This is a genomic window from Wolbachia endosymbiont (group A) of Apoderus coryli (assembly GCF_947251615.1).
GTDB lineage: Bacteria > Pseudomonadota > Alphaproteobacteria > Rickettsiales > Anaplasmataceae > Wolbachia.
The window spans coordinates 33,336-57,816 of sequence record NZ_OX366367.1 but is presented as its reverse complement, the minus strand read 5'-3'; the positions used below and the strand labels follow the sequence as shown (position 1 = coordinate 57,816).

The 24,481-nt window shown below is 35.4% G+C and carries 27 protein-coding genes and 1 tRNA gene; 12 read left to right on the top strand and 16 right to left on the bottom strand.

Annotated elements, in window-relative coordinates:
• Position 1: 1 nt before the first annotated feature.
• From nuoK to OPR43_RS00335, 3 genes are all read right to left on the bottom strand, one after another.
• Entirely contained in the window at positions 2-310 is a 309-nt protein-coding gene (gene nuoK / locus OPR43_RS00345) for an NADH-quinone oxidoreductase subunit NuoK (RefSeq protein ID WP_019236815.1), read from the bottom strand.
• A complete protein-coding gene (locus OPR43_RS00340) occupies positions 301-888 on the bottom strand; it encodes an NADH-quinone oxidoreductase subunit J (protein WP_015589295.1) in 588 nt (195 codons plus the stop codon). The genes nuoK and OPR43_RS00340 overlap by 10 nt, the downstream gene beginning before the upstream one ends.
• A gap of 73 nt (positions 889-961) precedes the next feature.
• Positions 962-1,864 (bottom strand): hypothetical protein, encoded by a 903-nt coding sequence (locus tag OPR43_RS00335; RefSeq protein WP_265034904.1) that lies wholly within the window; start codon positions 1,862-1,864, stop codon positions 962-964.
• A gap of 196 nt (positions 1,865-2,060) precedes the next feature.
• Here OPR43_RS00335 and OPR43_RS00330 point away from each other — a divergent pair, with 196 nt between their 5' ends.
• Complete coding sequence (locus OPR43_RS00330; RefSeq protein WP_265034903.1) at positions 2,061-2,480, top strand: WD_0964 family protein; 420 nt, start codon at positions 2,061-2,063, stop codon at positions 2,478-2,480.
• A 120-nt stretch (positions 2,481-2,600) separates the two neighbouring features.
• Positions 2,601-4,517, top strand: a complete 1,917-nt coding sequence (locus OPR43_RS00325; RefSeq protein ID WP_265034901.1) for an ATP-dependent helicase — start codon at positions 2,601-2,603, stop codon at positions 4,515-4,517.
• Between the two features lie 491 nt (positions 4,518-5,008).
• Here OPR43_RS00325 and OPR43_RS00315 read toward each other — a convergent pair whose 3' ends face one another.
• From OPR43_RS00315 to OPR43_RS00285, 7 genes are all read right to left on the bottom strand, one after another.
• The gene (locus OPR43_RS00315; RefSeq protein ID WP_265034899.1) at positions 5,009-5,560 is read right to left on the bottom strand and encodes a 5-formyltetrahydrofolate cyclo-ligase; all 552 of its coding nucleotides are present in this window, start codon (positions 5,558-5,560) and stop codon (positions 5,009-5,011) included.
• Positions 5,544-6,164, bottom strand: a complete 621-nt coding sequence (locus OPR43_RS00310; protein ID WP_265026527.1) for a ferredoxin reductase domain-containing protein — start codon at positions 6,162-6,164, stop codon at positions 5,544-5,546. The genes OPR43_RS00315 and OPR43_RS00310 overlap by 17 nt, the downstream gene beginning before the upstream one ends.
• A gap of 95 nt (positions 6,165-6,259) precedes the next feature.
• On the bottom strand, positions 6,260-7,414 hold the full coding sequence (locus OPR43_RS00305; protein ID WP_265034898.1) for a SurA N-terminal domain-containing protein: 1,155 nt from the start codon (positions 7,412-7,414) through the stop codon (positions 6,260-6,262).
• 176 nt (positions 7,415-7,590) lie between these two features.
• Positions 7,591-7,681 (bottom strand) — tRNA-Ser (locus tag OPR43_RS00300).
• A gap of 320 nt (positions 7,682-8,001) precedes the next feature.
• Complete coding sequence (locus OPR43_RS00295; protein ID WP_265034897.1) at positions 8,002-8,178, bottom strand: hypothetical protein; 177 nt, start codon at positions 8,176-8,178, stop codon at positions 8,002-8,004.
• A gap of 90 nt (positions 8,179-8,268) precedes the next feature.
• On the bottom strand, positions 8,269-8,775 hold the full coding sequence (gene ppa, locus OPR43_RS00290; protein ID WP_265034895.1) for an inorganic diphosphatase: 507 nt from the start codon (positions 8,773-8,775) through the stop codon (positions 8,269-8,271).
• Between the two features lie 59 nt (positions 8,776-8,834).
• A complete protein-coding gene (locus tag OPR43_RS00285; RefSeq protein WP_265034893.1) occupies positions 8,835-10,067 on the bottom strand; it encodes a WD1261 family protein in 1,233 nt (410 codons plus the stop codon).
• Between the two features lie 607 nt (positions 10,068-10,674).
• On the opposite strand from OPR43_RS00285, the gene OPR43_RS00270 reads away from it, so the two are divergent.
• The gene (locus tag OPR43_RS00270) at positions 10,675-10,872 is read left to right on the top strand and encodes a hypothetical protein (protein ID WP_265034891.1); all 198 of its coding nucleotides are present in this window, start codon (positions 10,675-10,677) and stop codon (positions 10,870-10,872) included.
• Positions 10,873-11,441: 569 nt separating this feature from the next.
• Here the strand turns inward: OPR43_RS00270 and mnmA are convergent.
• The gene (gene mnmA, locus OPR43_RS00265; protein ID WP_265034889.1) at positions 11,442-12,554 is read right to left on the bottom strand and encodes a tRNA 2-thiouridine(34) synthase MnmA; all 1,113 of its coding nucleotides are present in this window, start codon (positions 12,552-12,554) and stop codon (positions 11,442-11,444) included.
• Positions 12,555-12,625: 71 nt separating this feature from the next.
• On the opposite strand from mnmA, the gene OPR43_RS00260 reads away from it, so the two are divergent.
• Entirely contained in the window at positions 12,626-12,802 is a 177-nt protein-coding gene (locus OPR43_RS00260; RefSeq protein WP_265034888.1) for a hypothetical protein, read from the top strand.
• Here the strand turns inward: OPR43_RS00260 and OPR43_RS00255 are convergent.
• Together OPR43_RS00255 and OPR43_RS00250 are read right to left on the bottom strand one after the other, a co-directional pair.
• Positions 12,799-13,875, bottom strand: a complete 1,077-nt coding sequence (locus tag OPR43_RS00255; protein WP_265034887.1) for a rod shape-determining protein — start codon at positions 13,873-13,875, stop codon at positions 12,799-12,801. The genes OPR43_RS00260 and OPR43_RS00255 overlap by 4 nt on opposite strands.
• A 21-nt stretch (positions 13,876-13,896) precedes the next feature.
• Positions 13,897-15,315, bottom strand: a complete 1,419-nt coding sequence (locus OPR43_RS00250; protein ID WP_265034886.1) for a gluzincin family metallopeptidase — start codon at positions 15,313-15,315, stop codon at positions 13,897-13,899.
• 277 nt (positions 15,316-15,592) lie between these two features.
• Between OPR43_RS00250 and OPR43_RS00245 the strand changes: the two genes are divergently transcribed.
• Complete coding sequence (locus OPR43_RS00245; RefSeq protein WP_265026544.1) at positions 15,593-16,072, top strand: OmpA family protein; 480 nt, start codon at positions 15,593-15,595, stop codon at positions 16,070-16,072.
• Positions 16,073-16,093: 21 nt separating this feature from the next.
• Here OPR43_RS00245 and OPR43_RS00240 read toward each other — a convergent pair whose 3' ends face one another.
• Positions 16,094-16,240, bottom strand: a complete 147-nt coding sequence (locus OPR43_RS00240) for a hypothetical protein (protein ID WP_265034885.1) — start codon at positions 16,238-16,240, stop codon at positions 16,094-16,096.
• Position 16,241: 1 nt separating this feature from the next.
• Between OPR43_RS00240 and tilS the strand changes: the two genes are divergently transcribed.
• The 4 genes from tilS (at position 16,242) to OPR43_RS00220 (ending at position 20,589) form a co-directional block, all read left to right on the top strand.
• The gene (gene tilS / locus OPR43_RS00235; protein WP_265034883.1) at positions 16,242-17,534 is read left to right on the top strand and encodes a tRNA lysidine(34) synthetase TilS; all 1,293 of its coding nucleotides are present in this window, start codon (positions 16,242-16,244) and stop codon (positions 17,532-17,534) included.
• Between the two features lie 12 nt (positions 17,535-17,546).
• Complete coding sequence (ftsH, locus tag OPR43_RS00230; RefSeq protein ID WP_265034881.1) at positions 17,547-19,379, top strand: ATP-dependent zinc metalloprotease FtsH; 1,833 nt, start codon at positions 17,547-17,549, stop codon at positions 19,377-19,379.
• A 584-nt stretch (positions 19,380-19,963) separates the two neighbouring features.
• Positions 19,964-20,140, top strand: coding sequence for a hypothetical protein (locus OPR43_RS00225; protein WP_265034879.1), 177 nt, complete (start codon positions 19,964-19,966; stop codon positions 20,138-20,140).
• A 251-nt stretch (positions 20,141-20,391) separates the two neighbouring features.
• Positions 20,392-20,589 carry a hypothetical protein gene (locus OPR43_RS00220; protein WP_265034878.1) on the top strand — a complete coding sequence of 66 codons (198 nt, stop codon included), beginning with the start codon at positions 20,392-20,394 and terminating at the stop codon, positions 20,587-20,589.
• A gap of 1 nt (position 20,590) precedes the next feature.
• Here the strand turns inward: OPR43_RS00220 and tmk are convergent, their stop codons facing one another.
• Positions 20,591-21,181 (bottom strand): dTMP kinase, encoded by a 591-nt coding sequence (gene tmk / locus OPR43_RS00215; RefSeq protein ID WP_265034877.1) that lies wholly within the window; start codon positions 21,179-21,181, stop codon positions 20,591-20,593.
• A gap of 108 nt (positions 21,182-21,289) precedes the next feature.
• Here tmk and OPR43_RS00210 point away from each other — a divergent pair, with 108 nt between their 5' ends.
• The 3 genes from OPR43_RS00210 to OPR43_RS00200 are packed head-to-tail and all read left to right on the top strand — an operon-like array spanning position 21,290 to position 23,877.
• Positions 21,290-21,862, top strand: a complete 573-nt coding sequence (locus OPR43_RS00210; protein ID WP_265026539.1) for a thioredoxin family protein — start codon at positions 21,290-21,292, stop codon at positions 21,860-21,862.
• Positions 21,863-21,867: 5 nt separating this feature from the next.
• Positions 21,868-23,586, top strand: a complete 1,719-nt coding sequence (locus OPR43_RS00205) for a monovalent cation:proton antiporter-2 (CPA2) family protein (protein ID WP_265034876.1) — start codon at positions 21,868-21,870, stop codon at positions 23,584-23,586.
• A gap of 54 nt (positions 23,587-23,640) precedes the next feature.
• Positions 23,641-23,877, top strand: a complete 237-nt coding sequence (locus OPR43_RS00200; protein ID WP_156517982.1) for a hypothetical protein — start codon at positions 23,641-23,643, stop codon at positions 23,875-23,877.
• Here OPR43_RS00200 and OPR43_RS00195 read toward each other — a convergent pair.
• Complete coding sequence (locus tag OPR43_RS00195) at positions 23,840-24,481, bottom strand: SURF1 family protein (RefSeq protein ID WP_265034873.1); 642 nt, start codon at positions 24,479-24,481, stop codon at positions 23,840-23,842. The two genes, OPR43_RS00200 and OPR43_RS00195, sit on opposite strands and share 38 nt — an antisense overlap.

Sequence of the window (24,481 nt, the reverse complement as noted above, 5' to 3'; positions counted from 1 at the left end):
TTCATTCTTTCATTAAGTTCGCTTGTTCAACATCTATATTGCCACGGCTTCTATAATATACAACCAATATTGCAAGCCCAACTCCTGACTCTGCTGCCGCAACAGTCAACACAAACATCACAAAAATTTGCCCAACTATATCATTCATAAAGGCAGAAAAAGCAACTAGATTGATGTTAATCGCCAGCAATAATATTTCTATTGACAACAGTATGTTGATTATGCTCTTACGGTTGATGAAAATACCGCATACTCCAATAGTGAACAAAATAGCAGCAACTATCAGAAAATGATTTAATCCTATTTCCATTCCACTCCTTTTCCAAATTTAGCCTTAACCAATTTTACAGATGAAGATTGTGTCAATTGCTTTAATACATTCTGTTTTTTAACTCCTTTTTTCTTGTCCTGCAAAGTAAGAGCAATTGCACCGACAATTGCAACAAGCAGCAGAATACCAGAAAGATGAAAAGCGTACATGTAGTCGGTATACAGCAAATTACCAATAGCTTTCACATTATTGGTATTATAGTTTATAACATTGCTTATATTCGGTGCTGAGCTGCGGATTACAAAGCTGATGACTAGAAAAAACACAACACACAACATAGCACCAAGAGTGCAATGCTTTGCAAAACCCTGGCGCAACCTTATGTAGTCAATATCGAGCATCATAACTACAAAGAGGAACAACACCGCAACCGCACCGATGTATACTATCAGCACCATCATAGCAATGAATTCAGCTCCAAGGAGAATGAAAAGAACTGCAGAGTTAACGAAGGTGAAAATTAAAAATAATACTGCATGCACAGGATTTCTTACGCTAATTACGCATACAGCAGATAAAATGCTGAGAATTGCAAAAAAATAAAAGAAAAAAGGCATTGATACTTTAACTGCAACAATAGTTACTAATTTAAAGCAACTATCGTTGTAAAGTCAATATTAAATGCCTACCTTATGGATGAACTTGCGATTGTGATGTTAAACACTCAGGGGTAAGGACATTCTTAATTGCAGTACACATACTCATATCAGGATCATTTTGCTTCTCTTCACTGACTTTTTCACAAAATTTTCCAATACCATAACCCACCAGTGCACCAACAACAGTGGCTGCAATAAATACTGCAACAGCAACAACAGGAGTTAAAGCAGCAGCTCCTGCAAGATATGCTATAGCTGCTCCAATAATTGCACCACCACTTAAAGCACAATAAGTTTTATAGATACTTGCCTTGATCTTCACTTCTGTTTGTGGATTTGGCACTCCCTTCTGCTGTTTTACATCAGGTGCAGACTGTACTCCCTGTTCCTTTTTATTAGTGTCACCTTGGTTTTGATTGTTGGCTTTATTAATTAATCTGCCACCACTTAAATCGGTACTCGCTGATAAATCCCTTTGATTCCGCACGTCAAGTTTTGAAGCTTCTTCTATCCGTTCAAGTTTTCTTGCAAGTACAAGTCTAACCATCTCCGCACCATATGAACTATCACATTTCTCCAAAATCTTCGAAATATATTCTACATAGCTCCCAATAGATTTTATATACCCTCTTAATATGTCTATCTTACCTTCATTGACATATTTTTCAATAGTATCAGGGGTAAGTTCATCAAGTATTAGCAAATAGCGGATTTCTATTCCCTTAATTGCTTTAATAAATCGCTCAGAAGGTTTCCCTACACATTCAATATACTTATCTATGATATCGGTATTTTCTTTAGATAACTCTGCAACACCTCGTCCTGATTCATATCCTTTTAATTTGTATTTGTCTCCACAACACAACATGTTCACAACAGCACTTTCCAATTCTTTAAGCGATATTTTTCCTTGGTCATCAGAGTTAGTAGGCATATTTTCTCCTATTTACTATACTTAACATACAATAATTTTAACTAATATTTTCACAATTGTCAAATTTAGGCGTCTATTTTTCTTAAAGTTCAAAGTACACAACAAAAACTTTACAGAGTGCAAGTAGTAAAATTCTTGACAACTTTAATTTATTAACGCATAATATATGTATGTTAGTAATTAATGGCGGCTTAAAATGTACAACATATTTGGTTATTTTCAAAGTAATAACACTTGTAATACACAAAGTGGTAAATTAAATAGAGAAAGTTATCAGTACACTACAAGAGATTATGTGACAATTTACTTTAATAACACACCAGCCAGTTTAGGTAGATCATTGAGAGAATTTAAAGAAAAAGCGTATGGATTTATGTATGATATCGGAACTTGGTTGAAAGAAACATATGAAAATCTCACTGAACGACCTGCAACGCATAATCGCTATACCCCAAAAGAAAAACCCCTTGTTGAAGTTGAAGAAATAGAAATGAAGGAACTAAATTGTACATATAAGCCATTCCAAACTTCACCTATCCACCCAACAACTGGTGCCAATGACTTAAATCAAGTTGTTGTTACTCAGCATACACTTGAAACTACCCCAACAAGATAGATCTACGTTTAAATATGTAGTACTTGAGTGAAGCATTCTTTAACTGTTCTATTCAATAAAACCTTTACAATATTTCAATCATAGGTTTAACTTTACGAAGTTATAATCTATAGGGCTACGATGAACGATTATCTCTCACTGCTAAATCCAGAACAACAATCAGCTGTAACTAACATAGATGGACCAGTTTTGATACTGGCAGGAGCCGGAACCGGAAAAACAAGAACGATTACTTCAAGAATAGCGCACATCATTAGGAACGGTCACGCTTATTCTGATGAAATATTAGCTGTTACATTCACAAACAAAGCAGCAAATGAGATGGTATCAAGGGTACTTGAGCTAACGGGCACAAACATACCATGGCTTGGCACTTTCCATGCAATTGCAGCAAAAATTTTGCGCCTGCATGCAGAAATTGTGGGCTTAAACCCCAATTTTACAATCATTGGTGTGGATGACCAATTACAGGTAATAAAAAACATCATGAATGAAATAAGCCCTGATTACCTATCAGAAAAATGTAAGACCATTATGAATATTATTCAGCAATGGAAAGAGAAGTGCTTATTGCCATCTGAAGTGGAAGATATTCAATCATTTAGGCCAGTATATGTAACTGCACTCAAGGTCTATCACCAGTATCAGGAAAGGTTGAAATTCCTTAATTCTGTCGATTTTGGTGACTTATTGCTATATAACATACAGCTCTTTAATCAAAAGACCGAAGTTCTGTCCTACTACCAAAACAAGTTTAAATATGTCATGGTAGATGAATATCAAGATACAAATGCGATACAATATCTTTGGCTAAAATACCTTGCAAAAGAGCACTCAAATATTTGCTGTGTAGGAGATGATGACCAGTCGATATATAGTTGGCGTGGTGCAGAAGTTGAAAATATTTTGAAGTTTTCTGATGATTTTAAAAATGCAAAAACCGTTAAACTAGAGTGTAACTACAGGTCAACATCCCACATACTTGCAACTGCGTCATATGTTATCAATCACAATAAGACTCGCTTAGAAAAAAAATTGTGGACAACAAACATTGAAGGGGAAAAGGTAAATCTAATAAAATTATGGGATGGGAAAGCTGAAGCAAGGTTCATAAGCGAACAGATATTAAAGCTCAATAAATACAGATTTAGTGACATTGCAGTGCTGGTAAGGGCCACTTTTCAAACTAGAGTTCTGGAAGAGTATTTTATAAAATATTCAATTCCCTACAAGATTATAAGTGGCGTAAAATTCTACGAACGTCAGGAAGTCAGGGATATAATTGCATATTTAAGACTTGTTACAAACAATAACGATGACTTAGCTTTCGAAAGGATAGTAAATCGGCCAAAAAGAAGCATAGGAGCTACAACTCTAAAGAAAATATACACGACTGCTCAGGATAACAAAATTTCTTTTTTTGAGGCAGCAAAAATATTAGTTAATAGTAATCAGGTAACCGAAAGAATTAAACTCTCACTCAACGATTTTTTAAATAAAATTAAAGCTTGGGAAGAAATAGTAAGCGTAAAACCGCTGCATGAATTCGTTAAAATCGTAGCAAACCAATCAGGGTATATTGAAATGCTTGAAAATGAGGAGGTAACAGGCTTAGCACGAATAGAAAATGTCAAGGAGCTCATCTCATCTTTAAAAAATTTCGATAATGCCACAACTTTCTTGGAGCATATAAGTCTGGTGATGGAAGTGGATAATATGAATAACGATGACACCGTATATGTTATGACTCTTCATGCAGCCAAAGGACTTGAATTCCCGTGCGTGTTTCTACCTGGTTGGGAAGAGGGATTATTTCCTCATCAAAGATCTTTTGATGATAAAAGTGGTAAAGCTTTAGAAGAAGAAAGGAGACTTGCATATGTTGGCATAACCAGGGCAAAGGAAAAGTTAATCATTTCATGTGCAGATAGGAGAGAAATTAATAATCAGTGGCAACCAATGCGCACTTCTCGATTCATTAAAGAATTGCCAAGAGAAAATGTTGAGGTAATTAAAAGCAACATTGCTTACTGTTGAAGCTATAATTGCAGCCCTTACTACAAACACATCTTGCAAACCTGAATTACTTCAATTATATGTTTCTCCTGGCAAAAAGGGAGTGTTAAATAAACCATACGCGTCAAGTTAAGGAAATATCGCCCAATATAGCACCATTTAAACTTGTTTGTTACATTTATTTTTTTGGAAATTTTGATCTAAAATAAGATAATTCTTTTAGAAGAGTCTATAAATTACTAGCTTTATTGCTTAATATCTAAAATGATTTTTACCACTTTTCTTTTTCCTTATGCTACTTTCCCTTAACTTGACGCGTATGGTTTATTTAACACTCCCAAACGTTGAAAGAACGTTTGCTTGGCTCTCCAATTTTAGGCGCATGAGCAAAGATTATGAGCATTCTCCTCTTACTTCAAAAAACAATATCTTCTTTAATATGATCACTATTATGCTTCACAAATTAGCTCATTTTTGAGTTTGAAGACAGGCTCTTAGAAAGTGGGATTACGCTATTCCTTTCTATCCGCTTTCTTGGGCAATCCACCTCCACATCTAACACACATCTCAGTGATTATAATATCCAATTTTTGATCATGTTTTTCTACAGGTAAATTTTTACAATATTGTTTCTCATAGGCTACACCTATAAATATTTTTCCAAGCGGCCGCAGTTTTTCTATCATTGTATCATACCAACCACCGCCAAAACCTAATCTATTAAAATGATCATCAAAAGCAACAACAGGAGTAATGATTGTATCGGGAATTACATCTTCATTTGTTTCGTTCCATCCCTCAAATCTTAGTAACTGATTTTTATCAGGAATTGCTACTTTATAACCTAAATAGAGCAAACGACACATCAAAGGGACAACATTTATTTCCCCATCCATTGGAATGTAAGCCGCAATTGTTTTGCCTTTAACGTAACTTAAGTTCTGATTAAAGAGATTAATAAGGGAATTTGCCGCATAACTGGAATAACTTTCATCAATATCTTTTCTTATAGTTCTATATTGCTCTCTTATTTCCTTTTTGTGCTGTTTAATATCTTTGAACATGATCTATCCATTTTGCAGTGAGTTTTTCTTGTAAACTATTTTGCTTCAAGCGCTCACTTAAAAAGTCAAAGTCAATAAATTCCATATCCTGGTCTTGATTACTGCAGCTATAAACAAAACTCCTTTCTCCTGTTTCCGTATTTATATGTTGCTGCACACACTGAGCACAGATTTCTTTCATCATACACTGCATAGGAGAATTAACTGATGATATTGCTATGTGGCCTGATTTCAGATATGGCTTTAAAATTGTTTTTCTAGCTTCATTCACAGCTTTCATCATTTTATCAGAACCAATAGTGATAATTTTATCTATAGCGTTCAAATTAATACCTAATCTTCCTTGTTGATAAGAGACTATTGCATCAACTATATTACCATGAAAGGATTTATCTTGATCTCTGCTTGTTTCTATCAATCCTTCTTCACATGCCCAAACTACTGCATTTGATGCACGTTCTATCAGTGCTCGTTTAAATACATCACTTAACTTCTTATAGCCAGCAAAGTACAAAACCTTGTTATTATTTTCAAGACATGCCTTCCCTATCGAAAATAACACTGCATTTCCAACTCCACCACCAATTAGCATTATATTCTTCATGTGCTATTTTAACTATATTTGTTCAAATTTTTTGAAATTTTATAGAACAAAGTAATTTTCGCACACAAAGACAGAGACAAGGACACTCTCTGACTTCAACTATACCGATAACTGACAGCTGCATTTTTACGCATATCATCTAATAACAAGTTGCTTTGTATCATAATCTTTTGTTGGTACATCTGCTGTTTAATTGCTTCTATACCCGCTACATTACTCTTGATATCACACAACATCATTAACTTTGCAGTGCCATTTTCTCTCAATTCTACTATTTCATTCACACTTGTTTTACTAAATAAAATCTGTAAATCAGGATTTAAATCTCGCATTTTTATTTCAAATTCTTTTGCGTTTGGCAGCTTAAAATTATCTGCCAATTTATCAAAATTTAAACAATTAACTTTTTGCTCCTTTAAACTATCTAATAAACTTTCTGAACCTTCAACCACAATCTGTTTTAATTTTAAAGTGCTTTCCAGCAGTGCATGATTAAGTTGTACTTTATCTATTACTTTTATAACAGAGTAACCTTCACTGAAACTAACTGGACCTGCTATATCGCTGATTTCTAATCCTTCTAAAACGCCCTTGAGTTTGCCTTTCAGCTGACTTAAATTAACTGTTGCTTTACGTATCTTTATTGGAGATTCTGGAATAAAGTCATCATTACTATTACGTAATTTTTTTACTAAATCTTCAGCTATACCATAAACATCCTTGTTTTTTTGATCAGGAATTATAAACTCTTGGAACGTGATAAGATAATCCGGCTTTTCTGTTTGCCTTTTTACATCATCTACTTCTTTATCGCTTATATTAATAAATGGCACAATTCTTACTTCAATAATTTTGCCCCACAGTAACTGACATTTTATTTGTTTTCTTAAAATACCAAGATCTATATTATGCTTCTCTATGTATTGATCAACTTCATTAGCCTTAAGTTTAAAACTTTGGGTTAAAAATAACATGATAGCATTATCTAACTCCTCGTTGCTCAATTTTATATTCAGCCTCTGCGCTTCATTGATAATGATAATTTCGTCTATTAGCTCCCTAAGAATTTGAGGCTTTGCTTCTTTTTGATTAACACTTTGAGTGCCAAACAATGAATTTATAAAGTTGATGCGTTTTTCGATGTCCAAATTTGAAATTGGCTCGCCATTTACATCTGCAATAATTTCAATCTCGGTTGCAAGCAACCTAAGTGGCAACACTATCAACAGTAAAATTAGTATTTTATGCATATAAGTAAGGTTAATAACCAATTCTATAATAAATACTGAGTCAATGCTAGCCAACTTTTTAATAGTGATCTCAGTGACAATGGAAATAAAAACCATTGCAACAAAATCAGGTACGCTGGTAAATAGGCTAAAAACATGCTAATATAGCGAATTTAGACCGTGCTCAAAACAGTATACGGAAGGAGAGGGATTCGAACCCTCGATACGACTTTTCAATCGTATAACGGTTTAGCAAACCGCCGCCTTCAGCCGCTCGGCCACCCTTCCAAATTTAGAACCTAAAGATTATATAATACCAAGACCTCTACCACCTGTCTAATGCTTTTAACAGCAACATTTTTCCGAACAACTGTAATTTTTAGATCTGTGGTACAAAAATCTATAGCTAACCCAAGAAAGGTTTCCCTACGTCATACCGCGATTCATTCCACAACTGTACAAACGTTGTCTAGCAGGAGGCCAGCGCCCCTATGATGTCATCCCAGTGCTCCTTTTTTGTCATCCCAGTGCTTGACACTGGGATCTAGCCTTTATTATGCAGTCACTTGGTTGAAATTAAGTCTTCTGGATCCCAGTGTTAGCTACTTTCATGACATCATCATAAAGTAAACCAGTGTCAAGCACTGGGATGACAGAAGAAGGAGGCGCTGCCGTCTTGGATGAAAAAGCTGGATTCCAGTGTCAAGCACTGGAATGACACCATTTGCTGTGCAGTTTACCTTCAAGAATGAATGTTCGTACAGTTGTGCGCGGTATCTCAGCATAGATTCCGCTAACGAGTAGCGGAATGACGAATTTGTTGTTTTTCAAATTGTAGGCAAACCTAAGCCGCTTTAGCTATAAATCAATAAAAACTAATTTCTGCTTTTTTCAATAATTTTCTTTGCTTCTTCTACACCAACCCATTCTCCAACTGCTACTGTTTTTCCCTTTTCTAGATCTTTATAATGAGAAAAGAAATGAGCAATTTTATCTAGTAGGTTTTTAGATAAGTCAGAATAGTCCTTTATATTGTCATAATAGCTATCAACACTGGAAACAGGCACCGCTAATATCTTTTCATCTTCTCCTTTTTCATCTTTAGTGAGTAATGCGCCTATTGGACGCACCGATATTAAAACATTAGATGCTAAGGGAAATTGAGTTAGCACCAAAACATCCACAGGGTCACCATCACCTGCGCAGGTATTTGGTATAAACCCATAATTGCAAGGATAAGTCATTGAGGTAGACAAAAATCTGTCAACTTGTAACAACCCAAGCTCTTTATTAAATTCATACTTTACAGGCTCAGCATTTGCACTTATTTCAATTACCACATTCACCGCATTTGGTCCCGCTGTTATTTTACTTAAATCCATAAATTACCTCTTAACTTAAGAATAAGCATTATACAATATGTGCTTTTAAGTTGCTACATTTATGTAGTTCTAAGCTTGTTTTGCATGGAGCTGTTCAAATTTTCATTCGTCATCTTATTGACTGTTGAAAGTGGTGGTTTCTGTGATAATTGAAATAAAGCATATACTATTACAATAGTAAGCACCGCACCAACTATCAGGTTAGTAAGGTTATCTTGTGGCAAAACATTTTTTATTGAGTTGAGCAATTTTTGCTCCATAAGGAAATAATCAGCAACATATAACCCAACAGATAATACAAACATACCCAAAATAAGTTTACAGACTGTGTTTTTATGGTCTTTTTCTTTTTTCTTGCTGACAATGAAATTTGGCCTACATTTATTCTCTTCTTGTGGCACTGAGTAGTATATATTTTTAGGGCTCGTTACTAATTGTTCAAATTCATCACTATTTTGGTTTTTTAACAGTTGCTCTAGGGTGTTTTTTGTATTTATAGGATATATTAATCCATCCATTTTTAATTCTTTCTCTTGTCGATCCACATTCTCATGGTTGATTGTATATTTGATGGTTCCATCTCTACTTGATAATCCGATCATGTGTAGTTTGCCAGCCAAGAACATTATATAGCTCTCTATTAACTGATTCTCACATATCTCTAATACTTCTCTTTTTACTGTTTTGTTAGATGACGCAAGTTCTTTATAGTGACCACCCAAAGAAAAGAACAATGCTATATCTTTATCTGCTTTTATGTCATGAATGGAATAATAGCTGCTGATAACGCACTTATTTAATGCAAATTCTCTGTCATATTTGTTTAATGTATTTCCTTCACTTAGTAACTTTCTAAGACCAATGAGTACTTTATTTTCAAAATCTTCTTCTGTTTTAAATATTGGTTCTCTCTTTGGACTTGCTAAGATGTTAAGTAAATCTAATTTACTTCCATCTACTACTTCATTTATATCTCTATTTAACTCAGACCCTTTAATAACTTCATATATTTTATCTATGACATCTTTAGTATTCAGGTTATTGTTTTCACTAAGTATCTTATAAGCTTGAGCATAAATTAAAAACAGCCCTTGTAGACTAAACTTTAAGTTAAAATATTCATCTAATGGCTCCACCTCTTTTTTAATGAATGCAGACAATCCAAAATGATTTCTGTGGTCCATACTACAATCTAAGTCAGCGTGTTGAAAGCTACCTAAAAAAATAAATAACGTCTCTAATAAATTACCCTTGCCAACAATTTTTATTAATTCTTCAACTTCTTTAACCATTGCTAAAACCTATAATGTTCTACTTTATAGTATAAGGGATATATGGCAAAATAGCAATAAATGTTATTAGACTTCTTGCATAACCCAAACTAAGTAGAAAAAGGTATAGCTATACCGCCGCGGTATCTCTAGATCCCGCTAACAAGCAGCGGGATGACGGTTGTCAGCTTCCCCTGTCATCCCAGTAGCTCCTTCGGTATCATCCCAGTGCTTGACACTGGGATCCAGAAGACTTAATTTCAACCAAGTGGCTGCATAATAAAGGCTGGATTCCAGTGCCAAGCACTGGAATGACAGCAATCTACGTCATACCGTCACGGTATCTCTTAGCCGCTAACAAGTAGCGGTATGATGATTGTCAGCTTCTCCTGTCATCCCAGTGCCCTCTTCTTGTCATCCCAGTGCTTGACACTGGGATCCAGAAGACTTAATTTCAACCAAGTGGCTGCATAATAAAGGCTGGATTCCAGTGCCAAGCACTGGAATGACAGCAATCTACGTCATACCGTCACGGTATCTCTTAGCCGCTAACAAGTAGCGGGATACTTAACCATCATCTACACCGTCATACCGCCGCGGTATCTCTTAGCCGCTAACAAGTAGCGGTATGATGATTGTCAGCTTCCCCTGTCATCCCAGTAGCTCCTTCGGTGTCATTCCAGTGCTTGACACTGGAATCCAGACTTTAATTGTTATACTTGTAAATAAGTCTGGAACGTTCATCTCAAAATGCAGTATTTTTGTTGAAATAGCTCAACTGGATCCCAGTGTCAGCTACTTGGATGACACCATTTGTTGTGTTTAACAAAGTTCGTACTTAGCTTCATGTTAGCTACAAACGTTAAGAAATTTACCAAATAAAAAAAAAGGCAAAAGAAGCCCTGGGGTTATTATCCGCTTTAAAATATTGGCGTTTTTTATGTTTTAAACGCTTGACAAGCGAGATTCAGCTGCTTTTAATTGCAACTAACCTACGCTGCAAATGTTTAAGAAATTTACCAAGCAGAAAAAAAGACAAAGAATCCCCGAGTTAGCTAGTCTTTTACTATCTCTGTCGAGTATTGGCATTTTTTGATGTCTTGTAACGCTTTATAAGCGCGTTCAGCTTATTTAGATAAAAATCTAGATGTAGATGAAGTTTTGTAAAGACATACAGTATCTATATACTGCAAAAAATTGAACATAAGACGCCGATACATTAAGTAATCCTTACCTTTTAATCTGCAGATTGGCGAAAGCAAATACAATAGCTTCAGTTTCATGATAAGGGGGCTGGCGGAGTTTGTCAAGGAAGTTTTTTCGTTTCTATTCCCAATGTTATATGGTTATGCAAGAAGTCTATTGTATGTTTACACTCTGCATTAAAGCTTTTAGTTAAGAGCATATCCATCCGCCGCCAATAACTTGCTCATCTTTATACGCTACACAGGCTTGACCTGGACTGACGCCAAAGTAATCGTCGTTTAAAATGACACAGGCTTTATTTTTTTCGTCAGTTGAATGTATTGTTGCTAAACTTCCAGCATGTGATGATCTCAGCTTCACAGTTACTTCCATACCTTCCTTTGGTTGTTCTAACCAATTTAACTCCTTGATCAATATTTTTTTTTGCATTAATGCGTTGATCGGACCTACTATAACCTCATTATTTTCTGTATTAATTTTTATCACATAAAGAGGTTCATTGTGTGCGATACCCAAGCCCTTTCTTTGCCCCACTGTAAAATTTACTATGCCACTGTGCTCACCTAGCACTTTTCCATTTACATCCACAATTTTTCCTTTCTGTACGGATTGTGGAGCTAATTTAGCTATTGTTTTACTATAGCTTTCGGAAACAAAGCATATATCTTGACTGTCCGGCTTTTCAGAAATTTGTAAGCTGAAATACTTTGCTAATTTTCTTATATCATTTTTATAGAACCCACCTAGTGGAAATCGCAAAAGCTTTAACTGCTCCTTTGTTGTAGCAAACAGAAAATAGCTTTGATCTTTACTCTTATCAATGCTTCTGCACAACTTTACCTCACCATTTTTTTCTAACCTTCTCACGTAATGTCCTGTTACGAGTACATCCGCACCAAGATTTTTTGTAACTTGCAATAGATCACGAAATTTTACCGTTTGGTTACATCTCACGCATGGTATGGGAGTTTCCCCACGCATATAGGTACTCGCAAAATCCTCTATTACTTCCTTTTTGAATATTTCCTCATAGTTTAAAATATAGTGAGGAAAGCCAACACTTTCAGCCACGCGCTTAGCGTCATAAATATCCTGTCCAGCACAACATGCACCTTTTCTTGCGTTAGCATTACCGTCGGTGCCATAGAGTTGAAGAGTCACACCTATCACCTGGTACCCAAAGTTATATAGCAGTGCTGCAGCAACGGAGCTATCAACTCCACCGGACATTGCAACAACAGCCTTGGTCTGGTGCGGAGCTTTATCTTTTAGCAGAGGTTCTATTTCAAATTCTTTGAGCATGGTTATCCGAGTTTATTAAATATAGCTAGCACAGCCTACGTCATACCGCCGCGGTGCTAACAAGTAGCGGAATGACGAGTTTTACGCTTATCAAATTGCAGGTAAATCTAATTACTCTAGCTATAGATATTGTACAGGACAATATGAAAATTGAAAGAGTTAGTGCAATTTATGCACAATTTCACAATAAGAAATATTTCTTGAGAACCTTAAAATTGAAAAATTTCAACAACCAAAATCGTGATTAATCTTGCTTAAATAAAACATGACTGAAGTAGTCCATGTTTTCAAGCACTTTTCCACTACCCAAGGCAACACAACAAAGTGGGTCATCTGCAACACGAACCGGTAATTTTGTTGTTTCACTGATAACTTTACCTAGATTACGTAATAATCCACCACCACCGGATAAAACTATTCCTCTATCGACTATATCAGAAGAAAGTTCGGGGGGAGTGCTCTCCAATGCTGTTTTAATAGCAGAAATTATCTGATGCACAGGCTCTATTAAACTTTCTGCAACTTGATATTCTGATAAAAGCATTTCTTTTGGCATGCCACTCACTAAATCCCTGCCTTTAATTATCATTCCCTCTTTGTTATTTTCACCTGGCAGACTGGCTGAACCTATGCTTTTCTTAATTTTTTCAGCAGTTGTTTCACCGATTAATAACTTATGATTTTCACGAATATACGATTTTATTGCTTCATCCATAATATCGCCACCTACTCTGGCAGAACGTGAATAAACAATTCCGCCTAAAGAAATAATTGCAACTTCAGTTGTACCGCCTCCTATATCAACAATCATAGAACCTTCAGGTTCAGTAACCGGGAGCCCAGCTCCGATCGCTGCAGCCATTGGTTCTTCAATTAAAAACACTTCATTTGCACCAGCACTTTCTGCTGCATCTTGTATAGCACGCCTTTCAACTGGCGTGGATCCAGATGGAACGCATATGATAATATTAGGTTTATTAACAGTGAATTTTGTGTTTGCACTGCGTATGAAATATTTTAGCATTTCTTCCGCACTTTTAAAATCAGCAATGACTCCATCTTTTAAGGGCCTTATCGCCTCTATCTCTCCAGGCGTTTTTCCAAGCATCATTTTAGCTTTTTTACCAAAAGCATAAGGAACGTAGCTTCCTTTTTCTTTTATTCTTGCTACAACTGAAGGCTCATCAAGCACTATTCCCTGATTTTTCTGATAAACTAAAGTGTTTGCAGTACCAAGGTCTATGGCAATATCGCTAGCAAACAAACCTTTGAAAGTAAAAAGGCTATAAAACTTTCCGGTCAATTTTCGAACAAAATTCATACATAACTCAAGAAAACCATTTTATTGAGATAAATTATACTTTTCAGATAAGTAGCAAGTAACACACTCAACGTCTAAACCCTTACCTGTTACTTTTTTTAGCAGTTCCAAAAGGCTATACTTTGCACTGTATACATTTTGAGATAACCAACTGATAAGTAAACTAAAATCTCCTTTTATTATAGCACTTAATGATTCGTAATGATTCTTTTTAACGCAAGAGAAAATCTGCACAGCAGCAATTAAAGCAATAATTTTTATAGGAAAGTAGCCCATAACACCGCTTGCCCAATATTCATCTTGAAAATAAGTGTCCAGCTCATTTTTAGCTTTTACTGGAATTTTATAATGCTTCATACCTTCAAGCCATGCATCATGCAGATCTTTGATTTCTAACGTACCATTTATTAGATCTTGTTCTAACTTGGTTCTTAGCATAATGTGAGCCAATAAACTAAATTCATCTGCGTTCTTTAAAGAAGAGGAAAGGTTTATTTCATTGAAAACCAAGTGCAAATTTTCAACACTGCTATTAGTTTTGCCTTTTATAGCAAATTTCTCTTTTATGTGTGGTTGAATGAACTCAATAAATTCTCTGGATGTTCCAATCATCCTTTCCATAAATAACCCTTGAGTTTCATACATAACATGTCTCGTAATTGGGCTACTTATAGAATTTTGCGCTAAACATTTTTGATAAATTGCATAACCACTATGCCGTAAAAGTGAAAATAAACCATAACAAAAATCAGATTCATCATAATCTATAGGGTAGTAATAAGAAGTACGAATCTCATTTAGTGCAATACCCATTTGCTGTAAACATAACGAGCCAAGTTCAATCTGCTTCTGAGTAGCAACTTTTTGTATATTAGTAACCTTATCCTTTTTCTGCTTTTCAATTATTTTATCCACATTTTCGCTAAAAAATTTGCCTACCTTGGGGAATACTTCCCTTATATTCTTTTCTGTGATATCAGAGTCATAGTCAGCAAGCAGTGAGTCGTATTTTGAGCATTTTAATTGCTGCGATTTTATAGAAGCTACTTCGCGAATGAGTGTGATTAAATCAGTAAAACGTTCTTTTAGTTTTCCTAAGTTACTGGTTTCAGAATGAGATAGCTTCCATAAATTTTGGCATTCAACCTTAGCTTTGGATAAAGACTTTGCTAAATCAATAGGAACAGCACTGTTGCTTTTATGTATTCTCTCTATTAACTTTAGCTGCTGAGTATTTGCACTTTTTTTGTTACCAAGAGCATCTGCTAATGATTCCTTTATTGCGTCATGAGAGATAATTTCATGTCTGATTTCTTCTAGAAGACTCATTTGTTCAACTTTGTCCTCTATATTTAATTGGCTTTGGTTTAGTACTTTTAGCGTATTTTCGATATTCTTTACCCTATATAATACTTCCTCTAAAAACTTATAAGATTTCATAATTTGTTCATTATTTTAGAAAACATCTATTTAATATCGTAATAGATTAATAATAAAGTTAAAAGTATATTTGCTTAAAGTACAATAAAAAATTGTACTTCTTATTCCTTTATTGGATTTTTCTACTCAGAGTCCAGCATATTATAAGAAAATTAATTGTAAGGTTGTAGAAAAAGTATTTAGTACTTTATTTCTCTTGACTATATTACAATATGGAGAGATTATTAGCTACTGAAATTAAAGTTACGCACTATTTAAAATTTATGGAGGTTTAGTAATGTGGAGTAGACTGGTTATAATGTGCTGTTTTTGTTTACTACTTACTGGTGTAAGTTCTTGCCCAAAAAAAGGAGCAAATACAACAAATAAAATGAATTCTGTTGTTAAGCAGATAGGTGATAAAAGAGTTTTCTTTGGTTATGATGAATCTAGTGTTACTGAAGTAAGTGCAGATGCATTACTTGACGTAATGGAGGTGTTACAAGATAACCCTGACGCGAAGGTTATTTTAACTGGTCATACTGACAACCGTGGTTCTCATGAATATAATCTTGCGCTAGGCGCTAAAAGGGCAGATGCAGCTAAAAAATTTATGGTTAGTTGTACACCATACATAGAAAACAGAATAAAAACTGCTTCTAAGGGTGAAACTGAGCCTTTGGTTAATGTAAAAGATGATTCTAGAAATTCTAAATATGAAAAAGAGCATGCTAAAAATCGTAGAGTGGAATTTTCATTTTCTGGAATAAAGAAATAGATTAAAACCTGGATCCCAGTGTCAAGCACTGGGATGACATAAAGAAAGGGCACTGGGGTGGACAAAAAAGGACAAACTTGTCATATTTTGTTGCTTGTTAGCGGGATCTATATATACCACAAATAAGTCGCTGTATGACGTAGAGACTATCTGGCCATCAAGAGACATAATGGAATTAGAGTTATTATTTCAAAATATAGCTAATAGCTTTGCTTTCCATAATCAAATTGCAGTTGCAGTATCAGGTGGTGTAGATAGTATAGTCTTACTGCACTTAATGAATAACTGGGCAAAAAAAAACAAGCTTTCACTTCCTATAGCATTAACAGTAAATCATGGGTTACGTTCAGAGTCTCAAAAAGAAGCTGATTTTGTTGTAAGTTATGCAAAAGAACTTGGAGCAAAGGAATCGTTCATATTAAATTGGGAGAAGCAAAATATTAAAGGCAATATTCAGTTACAGGCACGAAAAGCACGGTATAAATTACTAGTAGAGTGGTGTAAAAACAATAATGTTAAATGTTTGCTCGTCGCTCATCACAAAGATGATCAAGCAGAAACGTTCTTATTAAGATTAGAGCGAGGTAGCGGCGTAGATGGATTATCATCAATGGACTACAAGTCTTTCCTAAATGGTATTTATATATTTAGGCCATTGTTAAATTTTAGTCGTAGTGAAATAGAAAAGTACGCTAAGCTTCACCAGTTAAAATGGATCGAAGATAGAAGCAACTATAACCTAAAATACAGGCGAACTTTATACCGTAACTTACTTAAAGCAAGTAACAATCAAGAGATTTTAACAGAGAGAATATGCCTCACAGCCCTTCATATGAAAAGAGCTGCAAAAGCGTTGATGCACTACACATGCCTTACATTTAATGACTGTGTTAATGTTCATGATCTTGGTTATATTGAAATTAAACTAAGTGAATTTTATCAATTACCAGAGGAAATAGCCTTGAGGCTTCTTCTTTACTCTATAATGGCAATTGCCAGTAAACATTATAAACCAAGGTACAACAGTCTTATCGTAATATTTAATAAAATATTGCAAAAGGATAGTAATGTTAACTGTACACTTTCTGGGTGCAAAATAAGAAAATATGGAGAAAATATCTTAATAATTAGAGAATCGTCAAGGATACAAGAAATTACCGTAAACCTACCTTTAAATGAACCTATTGAATGGGATAACAGATTTAGCTGCACAATACTCGGAAATCAAGAGTGTTCAGTTATTATCGCTCCATTAAAAAAAACACAAAAAGTTCCTGAATTTCTGAAGGATTACAACTGCTGCCCTGAAGTTTTCTATTCTTTGCCTGTAGTGCTAAAAGATGGAAAGGTGCTTGCTTATCCTGATGTAAATTATAACGGAAAAAATACCAATGACGATAAGGTTCAATGCATTATTGATAGCACGATAAAACAAAATTTGGTAAGCTTGATGGGTATTTAGTTAAAAATAGAAATGAAAAAATTTTTAGAAGGCTTATTGATCTGGTTAGTAATTATTGTTCTTATTTCAGTTGCTTATATTCAGTTCAGCGGAAATGTAGGTAAAAGTAAAACAATTATACCTTTTTCGGAATTTTTAACTAGACTAGAAGACAATGATGTAGAAAATATTGTCATAAAAAATCAGAGCATTGAAGGCAAGTTCAGGGATGGTTCAAGTTTCAACTCAAGCGGTGTTATATATAGCGACCTAATAAAAAATTTACATGATAGAAAAGTGAGATTCTCCTTTTCAACTGGAGATTCTGCCATGAACGTAATTGGTGGATTACTTATCTCATGGGTCCCAACATTTATCTTTATTGGCTTTTTGCTATTCTTTCTTAAACAAACACAAGCGGGAGGCAACAGAACTATAAGCTTTGGCAAGTCAAGGGCTAGACTCATGACTAGTGGAAAAAAAGTAACATTTGATGATGTTGCCGGAATTGATGAAGCAAAAGAAGAGCTGGTAGAGATCGTTGATTTCCTTAAACAAAGGCAAAAATTTCAAATATTAGGTGGAAAAATACCAAAAGGGTGCCTTTTAATTGGCTCTCCTGGAACTGGTAAAACTTTACTTGCTCGTGCAATTGCAGGTGAAGCTAATGTGCCATTCTTTAGCATTTCCGGATCTGATTTTGTTGAAATGTTTGTGGGTGTTGGTGCAAGTCGTGTTCGTGATATGTTTGATCAAGGCAAGAAAAATGCTCCTTGCATAATTTTCATAGATGAAATAGATGCGGTGGGTAGACATCGTGGCATTGGTCTTGGTGGCGGCAACGACGAAAGAGAGCAAACATTAAATCAGTTATTAGTTGAGATGGATGGCTTTGAGTCTAATGAAGGTGTGATAATAATCGCTGCAACTAACCGCCCAGACGTTTTAGATCCAGCACTGCTTAGACCTGGTCGTTTTGACCGACAGGTTACTATTTCTTTACCCGATATAAATGGGCGTGAAAAGATATTAAATACGCATATAAAGAAAATATCAATGGCTCCCGATGTAAATGTGAGAACAGTTGCAAGAGGAACACCAGGCTTTTCTGGAGCTGATTTAGCAAATTTAGTGAACGAATCTGCACTTATCGCTGCAAGAAGAAACAAGAAGATTGTTACCATGGATGATTTTGAATATGCACGTGATAAAGTGATGATGGGCGTAGAAAGGCGATCTCTCATTATGACAGAAGAGGAAAAGAGACTGACTGCATACCATGAAGCTGGTCATGCGATGATTGCTGTTAATATGTCTGCTTCTGATCCTATACACAAGGCAACAATTATTCCACGCGGTAGGGCACTCGGTTTAGTTATGAGACTACCAGAGACAGATAGAGTGTCCCTCACAAGAGAAAAGATGCTAGCAGATATAACTGTTGCAATGGGTGGACGTGTGGCAGAAGAGCTAATTTTTGGCTACGATAAAGTTACAAGCGGTGCATCTTCAGATATAAAATTAGCATCAGATTTATCACGTTCTATGGTAACAAAATGGGGAATGAGCGACAAAATAGGCCCGATCTATCACAATCGCGAACAAACCATACATGGTTCTGACATAATTTCTGAAGATACGTTAAAACTTATAGATGAAGAAGTGAAGGAAGTTGTGTCTTCTTGCTATGAAAAAGCAAAAGAGATTTTGACCAAGCATAAGAAAGGCTTAGATCTCATTGCTGAAAATCTACTGGAGTTTGAAACTTTAACAGGAGATGAAATAAAAGACATATTAAATGGAAAAAAAATTGTTAGAGAGGAAAATGAGAAGAATGAGAAAATAAAAAAATCCTCTCTCTATTAAATTTGGCCTTGTTTAACTGTTAAAATGAAAGTTTTTAGTTGTAGTAATTGACCAATGGTGTCATCAGGTAGCTATCTGACCCACAGAAACGGAGCTAAAATTACTTGACACCCTTCGCCAGCCCCCTTATCATGAAACTGAAGCTATTGTATTTGCTTTCGCCAATCTGCAGATTAAAAGGTAAAGATTACTTAATGTATCGGCGTCTTATGTTCAATTTTTTGCAGTATATAGATACTGTATGTCTTTACAAAACTTCATCTACATCTAGATTTTTATCTAAATAAGCTGAACGCGCTTATAAAGCGTTACAAGACATCAAAAAATGCCAATACTCGACAGAGATAGTAAAAGACTAGCTAACTCGGGGATTCTTTGTCTTTTTTTCTGCTTGGTAAATTTCTTAAACATTTGCAGCGTAAGTTAGTTGCAATTAAAAGCAGCTGAATTTCGCTTGTCAAGCGTTTAAAACATAAAAAACGCCAATATTTTAAAGCGGATAATAACCACGGGGCTTCTTTTGCCTTTTTTTTATTTGGTAAATTTCTTAACGTTTGTAGCTAACATGAAGCTAAGTACGAACTTTGTTAAACACAACAAATGATGTCATCCCAGTGCTCCTTTTTTTGTCATCCCAGTGCCCAGACACTGGGATCCAGGAAAGTTTGCTTGTGAGCAAGCAAACTATCATAGAAAGTGGTTACAACGTTTTCGATGAGATTGCAGAAAGGCTGGATCCCAGTGTCTGGGCACTGGGATGACACCGTCTTGGATGGAAATCAGTGTCGGAGCACTGGGATGACACCCTGACAATCGTCATCCCGCTACGTGTTAGCGGGATCTATGCTTTGAGATACCGCGAATGAATCGCGGTATGACGGTGTAGATGATGGTTAAGTATCCCGCTACGTGTTAGCGGGATCTAGAGATACCGTGACGGTATGACAAGGGAGAACAGTTGCTACGTGTTAGCGGCCGAGATACCGCGGCGGTATGACGTAGGACTGCTGTCATGCAAGTAGCTGACACTGAAATGACAAGAGAAAGAGGCTACTGGGATGACAGGAGAGGATGCTGGGATGATAGGAGAAGGGGCTACTTAGATGACAGAAGAATGGGACGACAGGAACGGAGACCCTTTCCTGACGGACTTAAATCACAATTATCAGCTGTTACAAAAAACGCCAAAAATAATTGCCTTTTAATTTAGGTTATGCAAGAAGTCTAATAATTTCACTATATACTTGATTGTTGTCTTTAGCTTCAATTTCAGTGATAACACTGCACCTAACGGGCTCTTCTATGGCTATTTCCTGAAACCCTTTTCTGACCTTATTGTAAAAATTAACATCCATTTCTTCATATTTATTCTTGTCTTTTGCTCTATTTAACCCAACTTTAACATCAATATCTAGAATGAATGTAATATCTGGATATTTAATTTTCACTAGCTTATGTAAGTCCCTTATTAGCCCTAAGTCAACTCCAAACCCATATCCTTGGTATGCAATAGTTGAATCAATAAACCGATCACAAATCACTATTTTTCCTTCTGCAAGAGCTGGTAATATTAATTTTTTCATATGTTCGCGCCTCATCGAGATAAGTAGCAAGAGTTCAGAAATAGGATCAATATTATTTGTTAACAACACTCCTCTTATCTTTTCTGCAAAATCAGTGCCACCTGGTTCTCGAGTCAATACTACGTTATTTTCGCCTTGAATTTGCTTAAAATGATTTGCAAGTAGCTTAGATTGTGTTGTTTTACCAGAGCCGTCTATTCCTTCGAAAGTTATGAACATAAGTTTTATAATTATAATACTAAAAAAGAATATGCAAACAGTATACATAGAAACCGTTTGACATTTAAATAATAAGACCGTAAATTACATATGGTATAATAATAGTCTATGGTTGCTCTGAATACTCCTAAAGTCGATTTTAGTTTTACTGCAAAAGATTTTAATCTTTTGGGAGTAGACAATAAATACTATACATTAAGTGACTGTTGTGGAAAAAATGGTCTTATTGTAATGTTTATATGCAATCACTGTCCTTACGTTCAGTCAATTATTAGCAATTTGGTAAGCGATGTTGATCAATTGAAAAAAGATTATCAGGTAAACACCATTGCAATAATGCCAAATGATGTAAATGAATATCCAGAAGATTCCTTTGAAAATATGATTAATTTTGCCAAGGAAAATAAGTTTACATTTCCATATTTAATTGATAGTACACAGAAAATAGCTAAAGAATACGGGGCTGTTTGCACTCCTGACTTTTTTGGCTTTAATTCCAATTTAAACCTTTGCTATCGTGGACGTTTTAACGACACAAAAAAAGAAAAGGTTCAAAGCTATGAAGTAGGAAGTAGTGACTTATCTCAAGCTATGAAATTTATTGCAGAAACTGGTAATTCTCCAATTGACCAAAAATCAAGTATTGGCTGCTCAATTAAATGGTCTAATTCTACAGGTTAAATATCATGCACAGTGGCTCTCAGCATTTGTTTGATATTATAATTTTACTTTCTGCTGCTGTGTTTATAGTCATAGCGTTTTGGAAAATGAATATTAGTCCAGTGCTTGGTTACTTCGTTGCAGGTGCAGTTATTGGTTCTCATGGATTTAATCTGATACACTCAGCTGAAGCAATGGATAATCTTGCAGAATTTGGTGTAGTTTTTCTATTATTCATTATAGGCCTTGAATTGACATTTGAACGCCTGATCGCTATGCGTATTCATGTATTTGGGTTCGGTTCTCTTCAAGTTATAGTTACCATGGTAGCAATATGGTGCATCGCTCTTGCTTTCGGAGTGAATACGAATATAGCGACAGTTATTGGTGGTGGGCTTGCGCTATCCTCAACAGCAATAGTGTTGCAGGTTCTGCAAGAAAAAGGTTCTCAAGCAAGTCAGGTTGGTAGGTTGTCGATAGCAGTGCTATTAATGCAAGATTTTGCAGTGGTACCATTAATAGTATTGGTACCTTTACTTGCTGGCAATTCTGAGCACAGCCTGATAAGCTCATTGGCAGGCTCATTAGTGCAAGCAGCTATTGCATTAGTGCTGATATTTATAACTGGTAGATTATTGCTTAGACCTTTATTTTCGGTTATTGCTAAAATGGAAAGTAATGAGATCTTTATATCAACAACGCTTTTAATAGTATTAGGAGCAGCATTTATTACTGAGCAATTTCATTTATCGTTGGCATTAGGTGCATTTGTCGCTGGATTGTTAGTTGCAGAAACAGAATATAGACACTCAGTGGAGCACGCAGTATTACCATTTAAAGATTTGTTTCTTGGCTTATTTTTCATGACTGTTGGTATGTCCATCAATACCGAACTTTTACTCAATAAGTTACCACTAATTACTTTATTATCGATTATCCTTATCGTTTTAAAAACATCTATCATATATATATTGTGTAGATTTTTTGGGTTTAAGAGTGCACCTGCTATACAAGCTGGGTTACTACTTTCACAAGGCGGTGAATTTGCGTTTATTTTATTTCGCTTAGCAAATGAACTAAATGTGCTACCAAGTGAAATCGCTCAAGTACTTATGATGGTAACTACAGTAACCATGGCTTTCACTCCTCTTTTATCGGGGCTTGGAGATTGGATAGCAAACTCATTTAGCACTGAGAAAACAATATTGGATGATGAAGCTGTTGAAACAGATACACAAGATCTTTATAACCATGTGATAGTTGCTGGATTTGGTAGAGTGGGATATATGGTAACAAAAATGCTTACGGCAGAGCATTTAAGTTACGTTGTTGTAGATATTCAATCGAAAATAGTCAAAGAAGGAAAAAGTGATAGTTTTCCTATATATCTTGGAGATGTTACAAGATGTGAAATTTTAAAATCGGTAGGAATAGAAAGAGCTCAAGCTCTCGTGGTTTCAATAAAGAATGAAGTTACTATAAAAAAAGTTGTTTCTTTAGTTGCTGCAAATTTTCCGCATGTAAATATTGTAATACGCTTACCAGATCTGAGTAATGTGGAGGTTTATAGAGATCTAGGAGCTAGTAAAATTATTCCTGAAACATCTGAGATAGGATTGCAGCTAGGTGGAGCTGCACTGAGCCTCAGTGGTATTAGCGAAAGTGGAGTTACGTCTTTAAAAAGTAGATTTAGAAAAGGCAATTATAGTATGTTAAAAGACCTTGGTAGTGATAAAGATGAATAACTACTTCTCTAATTTTATGTACAGAAAGCTTCAAGCTTTGTTGAGGTCAGATGCATGGCTAATGCTGAAACAAAAATTCCAGTGCTCCCTTTCTTGTCATCCCAGTGCGTGACACTGGGATCCAGATTGGGCACTAAGTTGGTAAACACGAAAGCGCTTTACAACGTTTTTGATGGAACTGTGCAAAAGGACTGGATGCCAGTGTCACGCACTGGGATGACACCCATTTGTTCCTATAGTTGTCTTTTTTCGTCTACCTTATTTTGCCACCCTGCTGAACAGATACATTGAGGTTTTGCCTATAGTAAATTACGCACATAATCAACCAAGTTAAGGAAAGTGCAAACCAAGTGATTGCATATTCCAAATGCTTCATTGGCTGTATAGCTACTTTGCTGCCAAAATTGTTCGGCCACAATACACACTTCTCTAGCTTAATACCTAACTCATTGGAAATTTCCTCTGTACTCAGGGTAAACCATGTATTCGAAGCAGTATCGTTTTTGATGAACCAATTTTTGCTTTTATTGCTATCGCAATATAAAGTTCCATCTGCAACTACTTTTTCAATTTTTACTTTTTTCTCCTTTTTTTCTCTGACTATTCCTTTATTCACCAACATGTAACGTCCAGTGGTGAGCAACATAGGAGACAGCACGTGATAGCCGTGTTGCCCTGCAAAAACATATAGTTCTATGTCACTTAGAATCCCATCGATCTTGACATGCCTATAGTTAAATTTTTCAAGGTCGTTATTGGGCAATAGATGAACAACTGGAAGACTCATACTTTTAATAATATTATTCTTCCAGTTCAATCTGAATACTTGCCATAATCCTAATAAAAAAAGAAGCAAGCAAGGTATAATTAAAATAAATACTGTTTTTTTTAACAC